14 protein-coding genes, 1 rRNA gene and 1 riboswitch are annotated in these 15,344 nt (G+C 69.2%); of the genes, 12 read left to right on the forward strand and 3 right to left on the reverse strand.

Annotation, left to right across the window (positions count from 1 at the left end):
* Positions 1 to 134 precede the first annotated feature (134 nt).
* The 11 genes from rrf to AC4IJH_RS37180 all read left to right on the forward strand — a co-directional run bounded on the left by rrf (position 135) and on the right by AC4IJH_RS37180 (position 10,422).
* Positions 135 to 251, forward strand: a 5S ribosomal RNA gene (gene rrf, locus AC4IJH_RS37130).
* A gap of 143 nt (positions 252 to 394) precedes the next feature.
* Entirely contained in the window at positions 395 to 1,006 is a 612-nt protein-coding gene (gene clsA, locus AC4IJH_RS37135; protein ID WP_490856402.1) for a cardiolipin synthase ClsA, read from the forward strand.
* A 114-nt stretch (positions 1,007 to 1,120) separates the two neighbouring features.
* Positions 1,121 to 3,616, forward strand: a complete 2,496-nt coding sequence (locus AC4IJH_RS37140) for a sugar phosphate nucleotidyltransferase (RefSeq protein WP_490856403.1) — start codon at positions 1,121 to 1,123, stop codon at positions 3,614 to 3,616.
* 86 nt (positions 3,617 to 3,702) lie between these two features.
* Positions 3,703 to 4,626, forward strand: coding sequence for a DUF881 domain-containing protein (locus tag AC4IJH_RS37145; RefSeq protein WP_490856404.1), 924 nt, complete (start codon positions 3,703 to 3,705; stop codon positions 4,624 to 4,626).
* Complete coding sequence (locus tag AC4IJH_RS37150; RefSeq protein ID WP_003984969.1) at positions 4,623 to 4,955, forward strand: small basic family protein; 333 nt, start codon at positions 4,623 to 4,625, stop codon at positions 4,953 to 4,955. Before AC4IJH_RS37145 ends, AC4IJH_RS37150 begins: the two co-directional genes overlap by 4 nt.
* Before the next feature lie 5 nt (positions 4,956 to 4,960).
* A complete protein-coding gene (locus AC4IJH_RS37155) occupies positions 4,961 to 5,830 on the forward strand; it encodes a DUF881 domain-containing protein (protein WP_490856405.1) in 870 nt (289 codons plus the stop codon).
* 118 nt (positions 5,831 to 5,948) lie between these two features.
* Positions 5,949 to 6,818 (forward strand): double zinc ribbon and FHA domain-containing protein, encoded by an 870-nt coding sequence (locus AC4IJH_RS37160; protein WP_490856430.1) that lies wholly within the window; start codon positions 5,949 to 5,951, stop codon positions 6,816 to 6,818.
* Positions 6,819 to 6,835: 17 nt separating this feature from the next.
* Positions 6,836 to 7,585 (forward strand): transcriptional regulator FtsR, encoded by a 750-nt coding sequence (ftsR, locus tag AC4IJH_RS37165; protein WP_490856406.1) that lies wholly within the window; start codon positions 6,836 to 6,838, stop codon positions 7,583 to 7,585.
* A 53-nt stretch (positions 7,586 to 7,638) separates the two neighbouring features.
* The gene (locus tag AC4IJH_RS37170) at positions 7,639 to 8,112 is read left to right on the forward strand and encodes a bifunctional nuclease family protein (RefSeq protein WP_003984965.1); all 474 of its coding nucleotides are present in this window, start codon (positions 7,639 to 7,641) and stop codon (positions 8,110 to 8,112) included.
* A gap of 194 nt (positions 8,113 to 8,306) precedes the next feature.
* Entirely contained in the window at positions 8,307 to 8,909 is a 603-nt protein-coding gene (locus AC4IJH_RS37175) for a MerR family transcriptional regulator (RefSeq protein ID WP_490856407.1), read from the forward strand.
* Between the two features lie 67 nt (positions 8,910 to 8,976).
* Positions 8,977 to 10,422: a DNA polymerase IV gene (locus tag AC4IJH_RS37180; RefSeq protein ID WP_490856408.1), complete on the forward strand. Its 1,446-nt coding sequence runs from the start codon at positions 8,977 to 8,979 to the stop codon at positions 10,420 to 10,422.
* Here AC4IJH_RS37180 and AC4IJH_RS37185 read toward each other — a convergent pair.
* The gene (locus AC4IJH_RS37185; protein WP_490856409.1) at positions 10,335 to 10,715 is read right to left on the reverse strand and encodes a PRC-barrel domain-containing protein; all 381 of its coding nucleotides are present in this window, start codon (positions 10,713 to 10,715) and stop codon (positions 10,335 to 10,337) included. The two genes, AC4IJH_RS37180 and AC4IJH_RS37185, sit on opposite strands and share 88 nt — an antisense overlap.
* 113 nt (positions 10,716 to 10,828) lie before the next feature.
* Positions 10,829 to 10,926: riboswitch (glycine riboswitch) on the forward strand.
* 190 nt (positions 10,927 to 11,116) lie between these two features.
* Between AC4IJH_RS37185 and gcvP the strand changes: the two genes are divergently transcribed.
* Positions 11,117 to 14,002, forward strand: coding sequence for an aminomethyl-transferring glycine dehydrogenase (gene gcvP, locus AC4IJH_RS37190; protein WP_490856410.1), 2,886 nt, complete (start codon positions 11,117 to 11,119; stop codon positions 14,000 to 14,002).
* Positions 14,003 to 14,125: 123 nt separating this feature from the next.
* Here the strand turns inward: gcvP and AC4IJH_RS37195 are convergent, their stop codons facing one another.
* Entirely contained in the window at positions 14,126 to 14,332 is a 207-nt protein-coding gene (locus AC4IJH_RS37195; protein WP_490856411.1) for a DUF5999 family protein, read from the reverse strand.
* Positions 14,333 to 14,698: 366 nt separating this feature from the next.
* Complete coding sequence (locus AC4IJH_RS37200; RefSeq protein WP_490856412.1) at positions 14,699 to 15,286, reverse strand: hypothetical protein; 588 nt, start codon at positions 15,284 to 15,286, stop codon at positions 14,699 to 14,701.
* Positions 15,287 to 15,344: the final 58 nt, after the last annotated feature.

Here is a 15,344-nt window from a genome sequence, read left to right on the forward strand (position 1 = left end):
GGAAGCCCGGTAACGGGTGGAGTTGACTGGTACTAATAGGCCGAGGGCTTGTCCTCAGTTGCTCGCGTCCACTGTGTTTGTTCTGAAGTAATGAACTCGCCATGTTCCGGCTGGAGTTTATATCTTCATAGTGTTTCGGTGGTCATTGCGTTAGGGAAACGCCCGGTTACATTCCGAACCCGGAAGCTAAGCCTTTCAGCGCCGATGGTACTGCAGGGGGGACCCTGTGGGAGAGTAGGACGCCGCCGAACAATTTTTGTGGGGAGCCCCGCACCGTATGGTGCGGGGCTTTTCCGCGTTTACGGGGCGTATGGGGACCCGCGGCGCAGACCGGTTCGCTGTGCAGGTAAGGTCAGGGGGCATCGTTGGTACGTTCCCCACAGGAGGCCCCCGGGTGGAGGTCCAGGAGACTCGCATCCAGACGGATCGTGTCCTCACCATCCCGAACATTTTGAGCATGGCTCGTCTTCTCGGCGTGCCGGTGTTCCTGTGGTTGATTCTGTGGCCGGAGTTCGGTGGCCCCCAGAGCGCCGACTACTGGGCGCTGCTGGTCCTGGCCCTGAGCGGGGTCAGCGACTACCTGGACGGGAAGCTGGCGCGGCGCTGGAACCAGATCAGCAGCCTGGGCCGGATCCTCGATCCCGCCGCCGACCGGCTGTACATTCTCTCGACCCTTGTCGGTCTGACCTGGCGTGACATCCTGCCGCTGTGGATCACCGCAGCGCTGTTGGCGCGGGAACTCATGCTGCTGATCGCGGTCGGGCTGCTGAGCCGGCACGGCTACGGTCCGCCCCAGGTGAACTTCCTGGGGAAGGCAGCCACGTTCAACCTGATGTACGCCTTCCCTTTGCTCCTTCTCGGTGTCGGAGATGGCTGGCTGCATACTGTCGCTGCTATTTTCGGATGGGCGTTCGCCGGATGGGGTACAGCGCTCTACTGGTGGGCAGGAATCCTCTACGTGGTTCAGGTCCGTCGGATCATCAAGGCGGACGCCGTGGCCGACTGAGCTCGCCTGACCGGCAGCCCTGCCGGGGCCGGGCGCCCGGATGCGGGAACAGTGGGCGATCGGGACGGGTGAAGTCGGCAAGACCGTCGTCTCTTCAAGGAGGACGCTTCCGACATGAAGGCCGTCGTGATGGCCGGTGGCGAAGGCACTCGTCTTCGCCCCATGACGTCGAGCATGCCCAAGCCGCTGCTGCCTGTGGCCAATAGGCCGATCATGGAGCATGTGCTGCGGCTGCTGAAACGGCATGGTCTCAGCGAGACCGTAGTGACCGTTCAATTCCTTGCCTCGCTCGTCCGGAACTATTTTGGTGACGGAGAAGAGCTCGGCATGGAGCTCACCTATGCCAATGAGGAAAAGCCACTCGGAACTGCCGGCAGTGTGAAGAACGCTGAAGAGGCACTCAAGGACGATGCTTTCCTTGTCATCTCGGGTGACGCTCTGACCGACTTCGACCTCACTGAGCTGATCCGGTTCCACAAGGACAAGGGCGCGCTCGTCACCGTATGTCTCACGAGGGTCCCCAACCCGCTCGAGTTCGGTATCACCATCGTTGACGAGGACGGCAAGGTCGAGCGCTTCCTGGAGAAACCCACCTGGGGCCAGGTTTTCTCGGACACCGTCAACACCGGCATCTATGTGATGGAGCCCGAGGTCTTCGACTATGTCGAGCCCGATGTCTCCGTCGACTGGTCCGGTGATGTCTTCCCGCAGCTCATGAAGGAAGGCAAGCCGATCTACGGCTATGTCGCCGAGGGCTATTGGGAGGACGTCGGCACGCACGAGAGTTACGTCAAGGCCCAGGCCGACGTGCTCGAGGGCAAGGTCGAGGTGGAAATCGACGGCTTCGAGATCTCGCCAGGGGTGTGGGTCGCAGAAGGCGCCGAGGTCCATCCGGACGCCGTGTTGCGCGGACCGCTCTATATCGGCGACTACGCCAAGGTGGAAGCGGATGTGGAGATCCGCGAGCACACTGTCGTGGGGTCGAACGTCGTCGTCAAGAGCGGCGCGTTCCTGCACAAGGCCGTGGTGCACGACAACGTGTACATCGGGCAGCACAGCAATCTGCGCGGCTGTGTCATCGGCAAGAACACCGACATCATGCGGTCCGCCCGCATCGAGGACGGCGCCGTCATCGGGGACGAGTGCCTCGTCGGTGAGGAATCGATTGTTCAGGGGAATGTGCGGGTCTACCCGTTCAAGACGATCGAGGCCGGAGCCTTCGTCAACACATCGGTGATCTGGGAGTCCCGGGGACAGGCGCACCTGTTCGGCGCGCGCGGTGTCTCCGGGATCCTCAACGTCGAGATCACCCCGGAGCTCGCGGTACGGCTCGCCGGGGCGTACGCGACGACGCTGAAGAAGGGCTCCACGGTCACCACGGCCCGTGACCACTCCCGAGGGGCGCGGGCGCTCAAGCGCGCGGTCATCTCCGCCCTCCAGGCCAGCGCCATCGACGTACGGGACCTCGAGAACGTCCCGCTGCCGGTGGCCCGTCAGCAGACGGCCAGGGGCAGCGCAGGCGGGATCATGGTGCGTACGACGCCGGGTGTGCCCGACTCCGTGGACATCATGTTCTTCGACGAGCGGGGCGCCGACCTCTCCGCGGCGGGGCAGCGCAAGCTGGACCGCGTGTACGCGCGCCAGGAGTACCGCCGTGCGTTCCCCGGGGAGATCGGTGATCTGCGGTTCCCGTCCAGCGTCTTCGACTCCTACACCGGTTCGCTGCTGCGGGCGATGGACACCACGGGCATCAGCGAGGCCGGCCTCAAGGTGGTCGTGGACGCCTCCAACGGCAGCGCGGGACTGGTCCTGCCCAGCCTGCTGGGGCGGCTCGGCGTCGACTCGCTGACCATCAATCCGGGGCTGGACGAATCGCGGCCCACGGAGACCGCGGACGGCCGGCGCGCCGGACTCGTACGCCTCGGGGAGATCGTGGCATCCGCCCGCGCGGCGTTCGGTGTGCGCTTCGACCCCGTGGGGGAGCGGCTCTCGCTCGTGGACGAGCGAGGGCGGATCATCGAGGACGACCGGGCGCTGCTGGTCATGCTCGACCTGGTGGCGGCGGAGCGGCGCAGCGGCCGGGTGGCACTGCCGGTGACCACCACTCGTATCGCCGAGCAGGTGGCCGCGTACCACGGCACACAGGTGGAGTGGACCACCACCTCGCCCGACGACCTGACCAGGGTCGGCCGGGCGGACGGCACGATCTTCGGCGGCGACGGCCGGGGTGGCTTCATCATCCCGGAGTTCAGCAGTGTCTTCGACGGAGCCGCCGCGTTCGTCCGGCTGATCGGCCTGGTGGCGCGTACGCAGCTCACGCTCAGCCAGATCGACGCGCGGATCCCGCGGGCGCATGTGCTGCGCCGTGACCTGGCCACCCCCTGGGCGGTCAAGGGCCTGGTCATGCGGCATGTCGTCGAGGCTGCCGGGGACCGGTTCGTGGACACGACCGACGGCGTACGGGTCGTGGAGACCGACGGCCGGTGGGTGATGGTGCTGCCGGACCCGGCGGAGGCCGTGACCCACCTGTGGGCCGAGGGCCCTGACGACGCCTCGGCTCAGCAGCTGCTGGACGAGTGGTCCGCGGTCGTGGACGGCGCCGGGCGCTGATACCCCGATCCCACCGGCGCGCCCCGATTCGGCGCGCCGGTGGGGCCATTGGGAGACGGCACCGCCGACGTGCGACGATGTGCGGCATGTCGCAGCAGCGCCCCGATCGGAGCAACAACCGGCCCACGCCCCGCCCCGATGCCTCCATGTCGCTGCTGACCAATGTGACGGACCATGCCCTGGACGACGGGTACGCAGAGGCGGCCGCGCGCAAGGAGGAAGCAGGGGTACGAGGGCTGCCGCGTACCCTGCGGGCGAAGTTGGGCCTGGCCGCCGGCCTCGTCCTGGCCGCCGTGGTGGTGACCATCGGTGCCGCCCAGGCGCGGATAGCGGCGCCGACGCTGGCCAAGGAGCACGAAGAGCTCATCCGGCGGATCGAGAAGGGCACCGAGGAGGCGGACGACCTGCAAAAACGGGTCGACTCCCTGCGGTCCGACGTCGGCACGATGCAGCGTGACGCGCTCAGGAAGCACGGCGGGGACCGCGCGGAGCTGCTGGCGCTGCTCGCGGGCTCGACCAAGGTCAGTGGGCCGGGCGTGAAACTGGTCGTGGACGACGCGAAGGAAGCGCGCTCCGGAAGCGGCTCCAACCCGCGTGGCAGCAGCAGCTTCTCGGACACCGGCCGGGTGCGCGACCGCGATATGCAACGGATCGTCAACGGCCTTTGGGAGTCGGGGGCGGAGGCGATCGCCGTCAATGGGCAGCGCCTCACCTCCCTCTCGGCGATCAGGGCCGCGGGAGACGCCATACTGGTCGACAACAAGCCACTGGTGCCGCCGTACACGGTGCTGGCGGTGGGGGACGGGCAGCGGCTGAGCACCGCTTTCCAGGACAGCGCGGACGGGCAGTACCTGCACGTGCTGCAGGAGAACTACGGGATCCGCACCAGGATTTCCGCCGAGCAGACGGTCACGCTGCCGCCCGCGCCCAGTTTGATCGTACGTACAGCAAAGCCGCAGGCCGGTGCCGCGAAGGCGGACGGCGCCGACACAGGGAAGGGCACATCGTGATCGCCGTACTGGGCCTCATCGTGGGAGTCGTGGTCGGACTGGTGGTCCGACCCGTGGTGCCGACGGTGGTCGAGCCCTACCTGCCCATCGCTGTCGTCGCGGCACTGGACGCCGTCTTCGGCGGTCTGCGCGCGATGCTCGACGGCATCTTCGACGACAAGGTCTTCGTCGTCTCCTTCCTGTCCAATGTGGTCGTGGCCGCGCTCATCGTCTTCCTCGGTGACAAGCTGGGCGTGGGTGCCCAACTGTCCACCGGCGTCGTGGTGGTGCTCGGCATCCGGATCTTCTCCAACGCTGCCGCCATCCGACGGCACGTCTTCAGGGCGTGAGGCCGATGTCGACGGACGAGACACCACAGCCGGAACCGCAGCCCGGCCAGCGGCCGAGCCCCACGGGCCGTCGGCCCATGCCGCCCGAGCGCACGCCCGACCCGGCCGCGGCGGGGCAGGAGAGCGCCGCGGAGGGCGACGGGCAGGACCGGCCGATGACCGGGCGGCAGCGCCTGGTGGCGGGATTGTGGCCGCCGCGGCTGACCCGCGCCCAACTGATCGTCGCTCTGCTCCTGTTCATTCTCGGCCTCGGCCTGGCAATTCAGGTACGTTCCACCAGTGACAGCAGCGCGCTGCGCGGTGCGCGCCAGGAGGACCTGGTGCGCATCCTGGACGAACTGGACAACCGCTCACAACGTCTGACGGACGAACAGCGCAGGCTGGAAGGCCAGAAGACAGAGCTGGAGAACAGCTCGGACCAAGCCGAGGAGGCGCGTAAGCAGACCGTGGAGAAAGAACAGCAGCTCGGTGTGCTGGCCGGTACGGTCGCGGCGCAGGGCCCGGGCATCACTCTGACGATCGACGACTCCTCGCACTCGGTCGAGGCGGACAAGCTCCTGGACACCATCCAGGAGCTGCGGGCCGCGGGCGCGGAGGCCATTCAGATCAATGACGTACGTGTCGTCGCGGACACCTACCTCGCCGACGAGCGGGGCGGTGTCACGATCGACGGCAAGCGCGTCACGCAGCCGTACCGCTTCAAAGTGATCGGCAAGCCGCAGGATCTGGAGCCGGCGCTCAACATTCCCGGGGGAGTCGTACAGACCCTGGAGAAGGAGCAGGCCAAGGTATCCGTGACCCGTGAGGAGAAGATCGTCGTGGACGCCTTGCGAGAGGCGAAGCGGCCTGACTACGCTCGGTCGTCATCGCAGTGAGGCGGACACGTATGGCGACGGCCCAGGTAGGGCATGAGGTAGCGGGGGGTCGGCGCACCGTAGAGGTGTCGCGTGGTGGAAACTGTGTGGAGGCCACGGACGTTGACAGGATGTCCGGATCGGCCGGTGTGTGCATCGAGGGTTCGTCCTGCCCCACGGGCGGGTCTGTTTCGTTCAAGGGGAATCGCCCGTGAAGTTGTTTGCAAAGCTGTTCGGCAAGAGCGCCCGCCAGGAGGGCGGCAGCGGCTCGGCGCGGCATCGTGCCCCGCGCCAGTCCGGTGAGAACGCTCCGAACGGTCAGAGTGAGGAGCGCCCGCTCTTCCGCGACCAGGTCGGTGGTCCGGCCGGTGATAATTCCGGTGGCCACGGCGCTGGTTCTGTTGACCCCCACGCGACCGGCCGCATAGGTTTCGGGGAACCATCAACCTCAAGTACGGGTGGAGGGTTTGCCTTGCCGGTTTGTACGAGGTGTGGGCACCGTAACGCCGAGGCGAGCCGGTTCTGCTCCAACTGTGGTGCGCCGCTGCGCGCCGGAGCACAGGCCGAGCGCGCTTCCGAGACGACCTCGACCATCTCGATCTCGGGAATCGAGGCCTACGACGCGGAGGTGACGGGGCAGACCCCGACGCCCTCGCTGTCGCCCGAGGCCCAGGCGGCCGTGGACGCGCTGCCGATCGGCTCGGCGCTGCTGGTGGTGCGCCGGGGGCCGAACTCCGGCAGCCGGTTCCTGCTGGACGGCGAGCTGACCACGGCCGGCCGCCATCCGCAGAGCGACATCTTCCTGGACGATGTGACCGTCTCGCGCCGTCATGTGGAGTTCCGGCGCGGCCAGGACGGCGGCTTCACGGTCGCCGACGTGGGCAGCCTGAACGGCACGTACGTCAACCGTGAGCGGATCGACTCCGTCGCTCTGTCCAACGGCGACGAGGTGCAGATCGGCAAGTACCGGCTGGTCTTCTACGCGAGCCAGCGGGGCGTCGGTATCTGACCTGCCAGGGAAGGCACATGCACCACACACCGTCGGGCGGTGCCGGTTCTTCCGGCACCGCCGCCTCGGACGGCAAGCTGGTGAGCATCGGCACGGTGCTCAATCTGCTGCGCGAGGAGTTCCCCGAGGTCACCATCTCCAAGATCCGTTTTTTGGAGGCCGAGGGGCTCGTCGAGCCGAAGCGGACGCCGTCCGGGTACCGGAAATTCAGCCCGGAGGACGTCGAGCGGCTGGCGGCCATCCTGCGCATGCAGCGCGACCACTATCTGCCGCTGAAGGTGATCCGGGAGCATCTGGACGCCCTGGCGCGGGGCGAGCAGGTACAGGTGCCCGCCCCTGCGTCGCCCTCACGGGAGCTCCTGGACGGTGTCCAGGAGCCGGCCGTGGAGGGGCCGACGGCGGCCCGGATCGGGCGGGCCGAGCTGTTGGCCGCCGCCGAGGTGGAGGAGTCCGCGCTCGCCGACTGGGAGTCGTACGGGCTCATCACGGCGACCGCCGACGGCGGGTACGACATCGAGGCGGTCACGGTCGCCAAACTCATCGCGGATCTGGGCCGTTTCGGCCTGGAGCCGCGGCATCTGCGTGCCGTGAAGGCCGCCGCCGAGCGTGAGGCGGGCCTGGTCGAACAGGTGGTCGCGCCGCTGCGCAGGCACCGCAATCCGCAGACCAGGGCCCATGCGGAGGCCACCGCCCGGGAGCTGGCGACGCTGTCCGTACGGCTGCATGCTGCACTGGTCCAGGCGGCGCTGCGGGTCCGGTCGCACTGAGCAATGGGGTGCCCGACTACCCAAACCGGCCGGGCACGTCCTAGGGTTGCTGTGTGAACGAGCTCGACGTCGTGGGTGTCCGGGTGGAAATGCCTTCCAACCAACCGATCGTGCTCCTGCGCGAAGTGGGAGGCGACCGCTACCTGCCCATTTGGATCGGGCCGGGGGAGGCCACCGCCATCGCTTTCGCCCAGCAGGGCATGGCCCCTGCCAGGCCGCTGACGCACGACCTGTTCAAGGACGTGCTGGAGGCGGTGGGCCAGGAGCTGACCCAGGTCCGGATCACGGATCTGCGGGAGGGGGTCTTCTATGCGGAGCTGGTCTTCGCCAGTGGGGTGGAGGTCAGCGCGCGTCCGTCGGACGCCATAGCGCTGGCGCTGCGCACCGGGACCCCGATCTACGGGACCGACGGTGTGCTGGACGACGCGGGCATCGCCATCCCGGACGAGCAGGAGGACGAGGTGGAGAAGTTCCGCGAGTTCCTCGACCAGATCTCGCCCGAGGACTTCGGCACCAACAGTCAGTGAGCCGCTAGGCAGGGCTTGCGGTCGGCAGCGCTCGGGCCATTCGATCAGCCTTTCCCCGCGCGAGGGCACGGGAAACCACTCGCAGGGTGATTATCACTCGGCGTGGCGAGCGCGGCGATCGTTGACGCACCCCGAGTGACTGCATACCGTCGATAAGGCAGGTCCCGTCCGGGACGTGGAGGACGGAGGTCGGCGTGGGAATCACCGGCGACGGTATGGCGGCGGGAGGGGCTTTGCCGCTCCACAATGGCGCAGCGAACCGTACCCCGGCACACACCGCCGCGACGTCGGGGGACCGTGGCACGGACACCATCGGCTATCGCGGTCCGACGGCGTGTGCGGCGGCGGGCATCACCTACCGACAGCTCGACTACTGGGCCCGTACGGGCCTGGTGGAGCCGAGCGTGCGGCCGGCGTACGGCTCGGGCACCCAGCGGCTCTACAGCTTCCGGGACGTCGTCGTACTCAAGATCGTGAAGCGGCTGCTGGACACCGGGGTGTCGCTGCAGAACATCCGCACCGCCGTGCAGCACCTGCGTTCGCGGGGGCTGGCGGACCTGGCGCAGATGACGCTGATGAGCGACGGCGCGACGGTGTACGAGTGCACCTCGCCCGACGAGGTCGTGGATCTGCTCCAGGGCGGCCAGGGGGTCTTCGGCATCGCGGTCGGCGTGGTGTGGCGGGACGTGGAGGGCGCGCTCTCACAGCTCCACGGGGAGCGGGTGGAGACCGGCGAGACGCTCGTCGGGCACAACCCGCACGACGAGCTGGCCCGGCGCCGCAACCGCGCGGGCTGAGCCGCCGGAGAAGGCCGGCGGCCCGGCGCGGGGCCGATTGTCAGTGGCGTAGGGCAGCATCGGTGATGTGAGACGTGCGCCGACGATCCTGCATCTGGACATGGATGCGTTCTTCGCGGCCGCCGAGCAGGCGGCCAAGCCGAGTCTGCGGGGCAAACCCGTGGTCGTCGGCGGAATCGGGCCGCGTGGCGTCGTCTCCACGGCCTCTTACGAGGCGCGGGTCTTCGGGGTGCGCTCGGCGATGCCCACCGCACAGGCGCGCCGGCTGTGCCCCAACGCCGCCTATCTGACGCCCCGCTTCGGGGTGTACCGAGAGGTCAGCGAGGCGGTGATGGAGCTGCTGCACGCGCTCTCGCCGCTGGTGCAGCCGCTGAGCCTGGACGAGGCCTTCGTGGACCTGGAGGCGGGCGGCGTCGCGGCGGACAGCCGGACCGCGCGCGCCGTGGGGGAGAAGCTGCGCCGGGACATCCGGCGCACCACCGGGCTGACCGGGTCGGTGGGCCTGGCCGGCGCGAAGATGCTGGCGAAGATCGCCTCCGAGCAGGCCAAGCCGGACGGGCTGGTGGTCATCGAGCCCGGTACCGAGCGGGAGCTGCTGGGGCCCATGCCAGTGCGTACGCTGCCGGGCGTGGGGCCGGCCACCGCCGAGGCGCTGCGCCGGGCGGGGATCCACACGGTCCAGGAGACGGCGGAGGCGGGCGAGGCGGAGCTCGTACGGCTGCTGGGCAAGGCGCACGGCTCCGGGCTGTACGAGATGGCGCTGGGGCGCGACGAGCGGCCCGTGGTGGCCGACCGGGACGCGAAATCGGTGTCGGTGGAGGACACCTTCGCGGTGGACCTGACGGACCGGACGCGGGTGCGGGCCGAAGTGGAGCGGCTGGCGGACCGGTGCGTACAGCGGCTGCGGGCGGCGGGGCGGTCGGGCCGTACCGTCGTGATCAAGGTGCGGAACTACGACTTCTCGACGCTGACCCGCTCCGAGACGCTGCGCGGGCCGACCGACGACCCCGCGGTGGTGCGGGAGGCGGCGGCCCGGCTGCTGGAGACGGTGGACACCACGGGCGGGGTGCGGCTGCTGGGCGTCGGCGTCAGCGGGCTGGCGGACTTCACGCAGGAGGACCTCTTCGCGCAGCTGGCGGCGGAGCGGGCGGCCGGGGAGGCGGCGGAGAAGGCCGTGGTCGAGACCGCCGCTGTGGAGCCTCAGGCGGCCGAGGAGCGGCCGCGCAGGTGGCTTCCGGGGCTGGATGTGGTGCACGAGGAGTACGGGGCAGGGTGGGTGCAGGGGAGCGGTGTGGGGAGGGTGACGGTGCGCTTCGAGCAGCCCTGGTCGGCCCCTGGGCGGGTGCGGACCTTCCCGGTGGAGGATCCCGCGCTGCGGCCGGGCGATCCGCTGCCGCTGATGGGCGGGGACCGTCCGGGGCGCGGTCAGTCCTCCGAGCCCGCTATCCGGCCGAATTCGGAGTCGGCGGAGGTGTCGGGTCCGGAGTCCGGGGTGGAGATATCCAGCCGGTAGTGGTGGTAGAGCTGGAGTTCCTGCTCGGGGGAGAGATGGCGGCCCACGCCGAAGTCCGGGGCGTCCTTGATCAGCTTCCGGTCGTAGGGGACGCGCAGGCCCTCGTCGCCCAGTTCGCTGGGTTCCAGAGGGACGAAGGCGTCACGGCTGAAGAGGCCAGTACGGACGGCGGCCCATTCCGGTTCGCCGGTGGCGTCGTCGAGGTAGACCTCGTCGACAGTGCCGATCTTGGCGCCGTTTCGGTCGAACGCCTTGCGGCCGATCAGACTCCGGGGATCGATATCGGTCTGCACGGTCCCTCCAACTGGTCGCAACTGCCCTGTGACAACTACGAAACGGCACATTTCATGCCCCGGCCACTCGAGGAAACGTCAAGAGGTGCGCTGGTAGGCTGGCCGATGGCTGCAGACCCCATGCGGGAGAGTCCTCCGACGATGCCGTCGGGGGCGCCGAAGGAGCAAATCCTCCCCGGAATCTCTCAGGCACATGTACCGCATGGACGAGGTCACTCTGGAAAGCAGGGCGGGCCACGGTCGGGCACAGCGCCGGAACCCTTCCTCACCGACGGTGAAAGTCGGCCTGCCGTGTGCGGGGCCGGTGAAGCTCTCAGGTTGAGATGACAGAGGGGGAGGCCGTCCGGGCACCCGCGCCGTGGTGCCCCTCGCAGGTCGCGACGACCAGGAGGCCCCCGCAGATGACCACCGATCGCATCTCCTTGACCGAGCTGGAGCAGGGCACACCCTTTGAGCAGCGTCATATCGGTCCCGACCACGAGGCGCAGGCGAAGATGCTCGCGCATGTCGGTTTCGGGTCGCTGGACGAGCTGACCACCGCCGCCGTACCCGATGTGATCAAGAGCGCGGAGGCGCTGGCGCTGCCGCAGGCCCGTACGGAGGCCGAGGTCCTCCAGGAGCTGCGGGAGCTGGCGGACCGCAACCAGGTGCTCGCGCCGATGATCGGGCTCGGCTACTACGGCACGTTCACGCCGCCGGTGATTTTGCGCAATGTGATGGAGAACCCCGCCTGGTACACGGCGTACACGCCCTACCAGCCGGAGATCTCGCAGGGCCGGCTGGAGGCCCTGCTCAATTTCCAGACCGTGGTCGCCGACCTGACGGGGCTGCCGACCTCCGGCGCCTCGCTGCTGGACGAGGGCACCGCCGCCGCCGAGGCGATGGCGCTCTCCCGGCGGGTCGGGAAGGTCAAGCAGGGCGTTTTTGTCGTTGATGCCGATTGTCTGCCGCAGACCATTGCCGTGATCCAGACGCGTGCCGAGCCCACCGGCGTCGAGGTGGTGGTCGCGGATCTGGCCCAGGGCATTCCCGCCGAGGTCGCCGAGCGCGGCGTGTTCGGCGTGCTGCTGCAGTACCCGGGCGCCTCCGGTGCCGTACGCGACCCGCGGGCCGTCATCGAGCAGGCGCACGAGCTGGGCGCGGTGGTCACCGTCGCCGCCGACCTGCTCGCGCTGACCGTGCTGACCTCGCCCGGTGAGCTGGGCGCGGACATCGCGGTGGGTACGACGCAACGTTTCGGCGTACCGATGGGCTTCGGTGGCCCGCACGCCGGATTCATGGCCGTACGCGAGGCCTTCGCGCGCAGCCTGCCGGGCAGGCTGGTGGGCGTGTCGGTGGACGCCGACGGCAACAAGGCGTACCGCCTCGCACTGCAGACGCGCGAGCAGCACATCCGCCGGGAGAAGGCCACCAGCAACATCTGCACCGCGCAGGTGCTGCTCGCGGTGATGGCCGGGATGTACGCGGTCTACCACGGCCCCGAGGGCCTGCGCACCATCGCCCGCCGTACCCACCGCTACGCCGCGATCCTGGCCCAGGGGCTGCGCGCGGGCGGCGTGGAGGTCGTGCACGGCGCGTACTTCGACACGCTGACCGTGCGCGTGCCGGGCCGGGCCGCCGAGATCGTGGCCGCGGCGCGGGAGGCCGGGGTGAACCTGCGCCAGGTGGACGCCGACCTGGTGGGCATCGCCTGCGACGAGACCACGGGGCGGGCCCAACTGGCCGCCGTGTGGGGTGCCTTCGGAGTCCGCGGCGACGTCGAGGAACTGGACGCCCGGACCGGTGACGCGCTGCCCGAGGGCCTGCTGCGCGCCGACGACTACCTGACCCACCCCGTCTTCCACCAGCACCGCTCCGAGACGGCGATGCTGCGCTACCTGCGCACGCTCTCCGACAAGGACTACGCGCTGGACCGCGGCATGATCCCGCTGGGCTCGTGCACGATGAAGCTCAACGCCACCACCGAGATGGAGCCGGTCACCTGGCCCGAGTTCGGGCAGCTGCACCCCTTCGCGCCCGTCGAGCAGGCGCAGGGCTACCTGACACTGATCCACGAGCTGGAGGAGCGGCTGGCGACGGTCACCGGCTACGACAAGGTCTCCATCCAGCCCAACGCCGGGTCGCAGGGCGAGCTGGCCGGACTGCTGGCGGTGCGGGCCTACCACCGGGCCAACGGCGACGAGCAGCGCACGGTCTGCCTGATCCCGTCCTCCGCGCACGGCACCAACGCCGCGAGCGCCGTCATGGCCGGCATGAAGGTCGTCGTCGTCAAGACCGGCGAGGACGGCGAGGTCGACACCGACGACCTGCACGCCAAGATCGAGAAGCACCGCGAGGAACTGGCGGTGCTGATGGTGACCTACCCCTCCACGCACGGCGTCTTCGAGGAGCACATCACCCAGATCTGCGCGACGGTGCACGAGGCGGGCGGCCAGGTGTACGTGGACGGCGCCAACCTCAACGCGCTGGTCGGGCTCGCCGAGCCGGGCAAGTTCGGCGGCGACGTCTCGCACCTGAACCTGCACAAGACCTTCTGCATCCCGCACGGCGGCGGCGGCCCCGGCGTCGGCCCGGTAGGCGTGCGCGCGCACCTGGCGCCGTACCTCCCCAACCACCCGCTGCAGCCCACGGCGGGCCCGGAGACGGGCGTGGGGCCCATCTCGGCGGCGCCGTGGGGCTCGGCCGGGATCCTGCCCATCTCGTGGGCGTACGTACGGCTCATGGGCGGTGAGGGCCTCAAGCGCGCCACCCAGGCCGCGGTGCTCAGCGCCAACTACATCGCCAAGCGCCTGGAGCCGCACTACCCCGTGCTCTACACCGGCCCCGGCGGCCTGGTGGCGCACGAGTGCATCATCGACGTCCGGCCGCTGACCAAGGCGACCGGGGTGAGCATCGACGATGTCGCCAAGCGCCTGATCGACTACGGCTTCCACGCGCCGACCATGTCCTTCCCGGTGGCCGGCACGCTGATGATCGAGCCGACCGAGAGCGAAGACCTGACAGAGATCGACCGGTTCTGCGACGCGATGATCGCGATCCGTGGTGAAATCGAGAAGGTCGGCTCGGGGGAGTGGGACAAGGACGACAACCCGCTGCGCAACGCCCCGCACACCGCCGGCATTCTCGGCGGCGAGTGGGAGCACCCCTACAGCCGCCAGGAAGCGGTCTTCCCGGCCGGTGTGGAGGCCTCGGAGAAGTACTGGTCGCCGGTGCGCCGTATCGACGGTGCCTTCGGCGACCGTAACCTCGTCTGCTCCTGCCCCCCGCTGGAGGAGTACGACGGCTGACAAACCGTCACAACGTGAAGGGCCCTCGGCAGTTGCGCCGGGGGCCCTGTTTTTTCTTGCGACTTTGTCAGGTCTTTCCTGTTACTCCGTCATGTCGCCCTTGATCCGGCTGCCCTTGGAGGGTCAGGCGGCGGTGACGACCTGTGCCGTGTCCAGCGGCCGGTGCGGAGCGATGACCTGACCGTTGGGCAGGAGCTCGCCGGTGTCCTCGAAGAGAAGGACGCCGTTGCACAGCAGGCTCCAACCCTGCTCCGGGTGGTGCGCCACGAGGTGGGCGGCCTCCCGGTCTGCGGATTCGGCTGTCGGGCACGGCGGCTGGTGCTGGCACATGGATGTTGTCTTTCGCTGCGGAGTGGTGTGAGTCGTAAGGCGGCTCGACGGGCTCGATGAGATGGTCATGCCGCTTCCCCCGTTCGGTCAGTAAGTAGGTCGCTCCCAGTGTTGCCCCACGGGCGTGATTCCGCAGGGATTTAGCAGCAGCGGTACTCACTAGATGATGACGCATCACCCGTGCGGGCGGTTGCCCTCAACCGCACCGGCTATGAAGGGGGTTGGGGGTGGCCCTAGTGGACTAATCCGCGCGGGTGAGCACAGCAGAGCGCCCCGCGGCCGGGTGTGGTCGCGGGGCACGCTCCTGCGAGGCGTGGTGCGCCGTCCGCCGGTCCGACGCGCTGTGCCGGCGCGTCGGCGGCTGGATCAGGCCGGCGAGCCGAGCAGTGGGGCCGGGGAGAGGCGGAGGGTCAGCCGGGGCAGCAGATCGGCGACGCGGTGCGGGCGGTGCGCGGCGATGCCGGGCGGGGCCGGTGCCAGGGGGACCAGGAGGTCGCCCGGTTCGGGCAGGCCCTCGGCGCCGTCCGTGGTGATGTCCTGATGGAGCCACAGAGTGATCATGTAGAGCTCCGGCACGGACAGCAGCCGTGGCTGGTACGCCACGGGGAGCGACTCGGCCTGGCGCAGCGCACGCTCGGTGGACGTGACGTAGGGGCCCTCGCAGAAGTGCGAGAACGTCCAGCCGTCGGCGGTGAGCATCGCCTCGGCGGTGGCCACGGCGCGCTCCCCGCTGCGGATCAGGAAGCGCCACCCGGTCAGGCGGGTGCGGGGCGGGCCGCCGGTGCGGCCGACGCCGTCCAATACGTGGACCGGAAGCGGGTGTTCGGGGCTCAGGGGACCCTGTTGGACGCTGAGGGCGGGGGTACGGACCTCGCGTACGGCGGTGGGGGAACCGAGAGCGGCGAGGACGCTGCGCAGGGCGGGCGCGGGGGCAGGGGGGACATGCAGCGGCATGGTGGGTCGCCTCTCACTTGGGAGACACGGTGGTGCTGGGCAAGTGCGGACGGCGCTG

It is taken from the genome of Streptomyces sp. UF-297 (assembly GCF_058245575.1).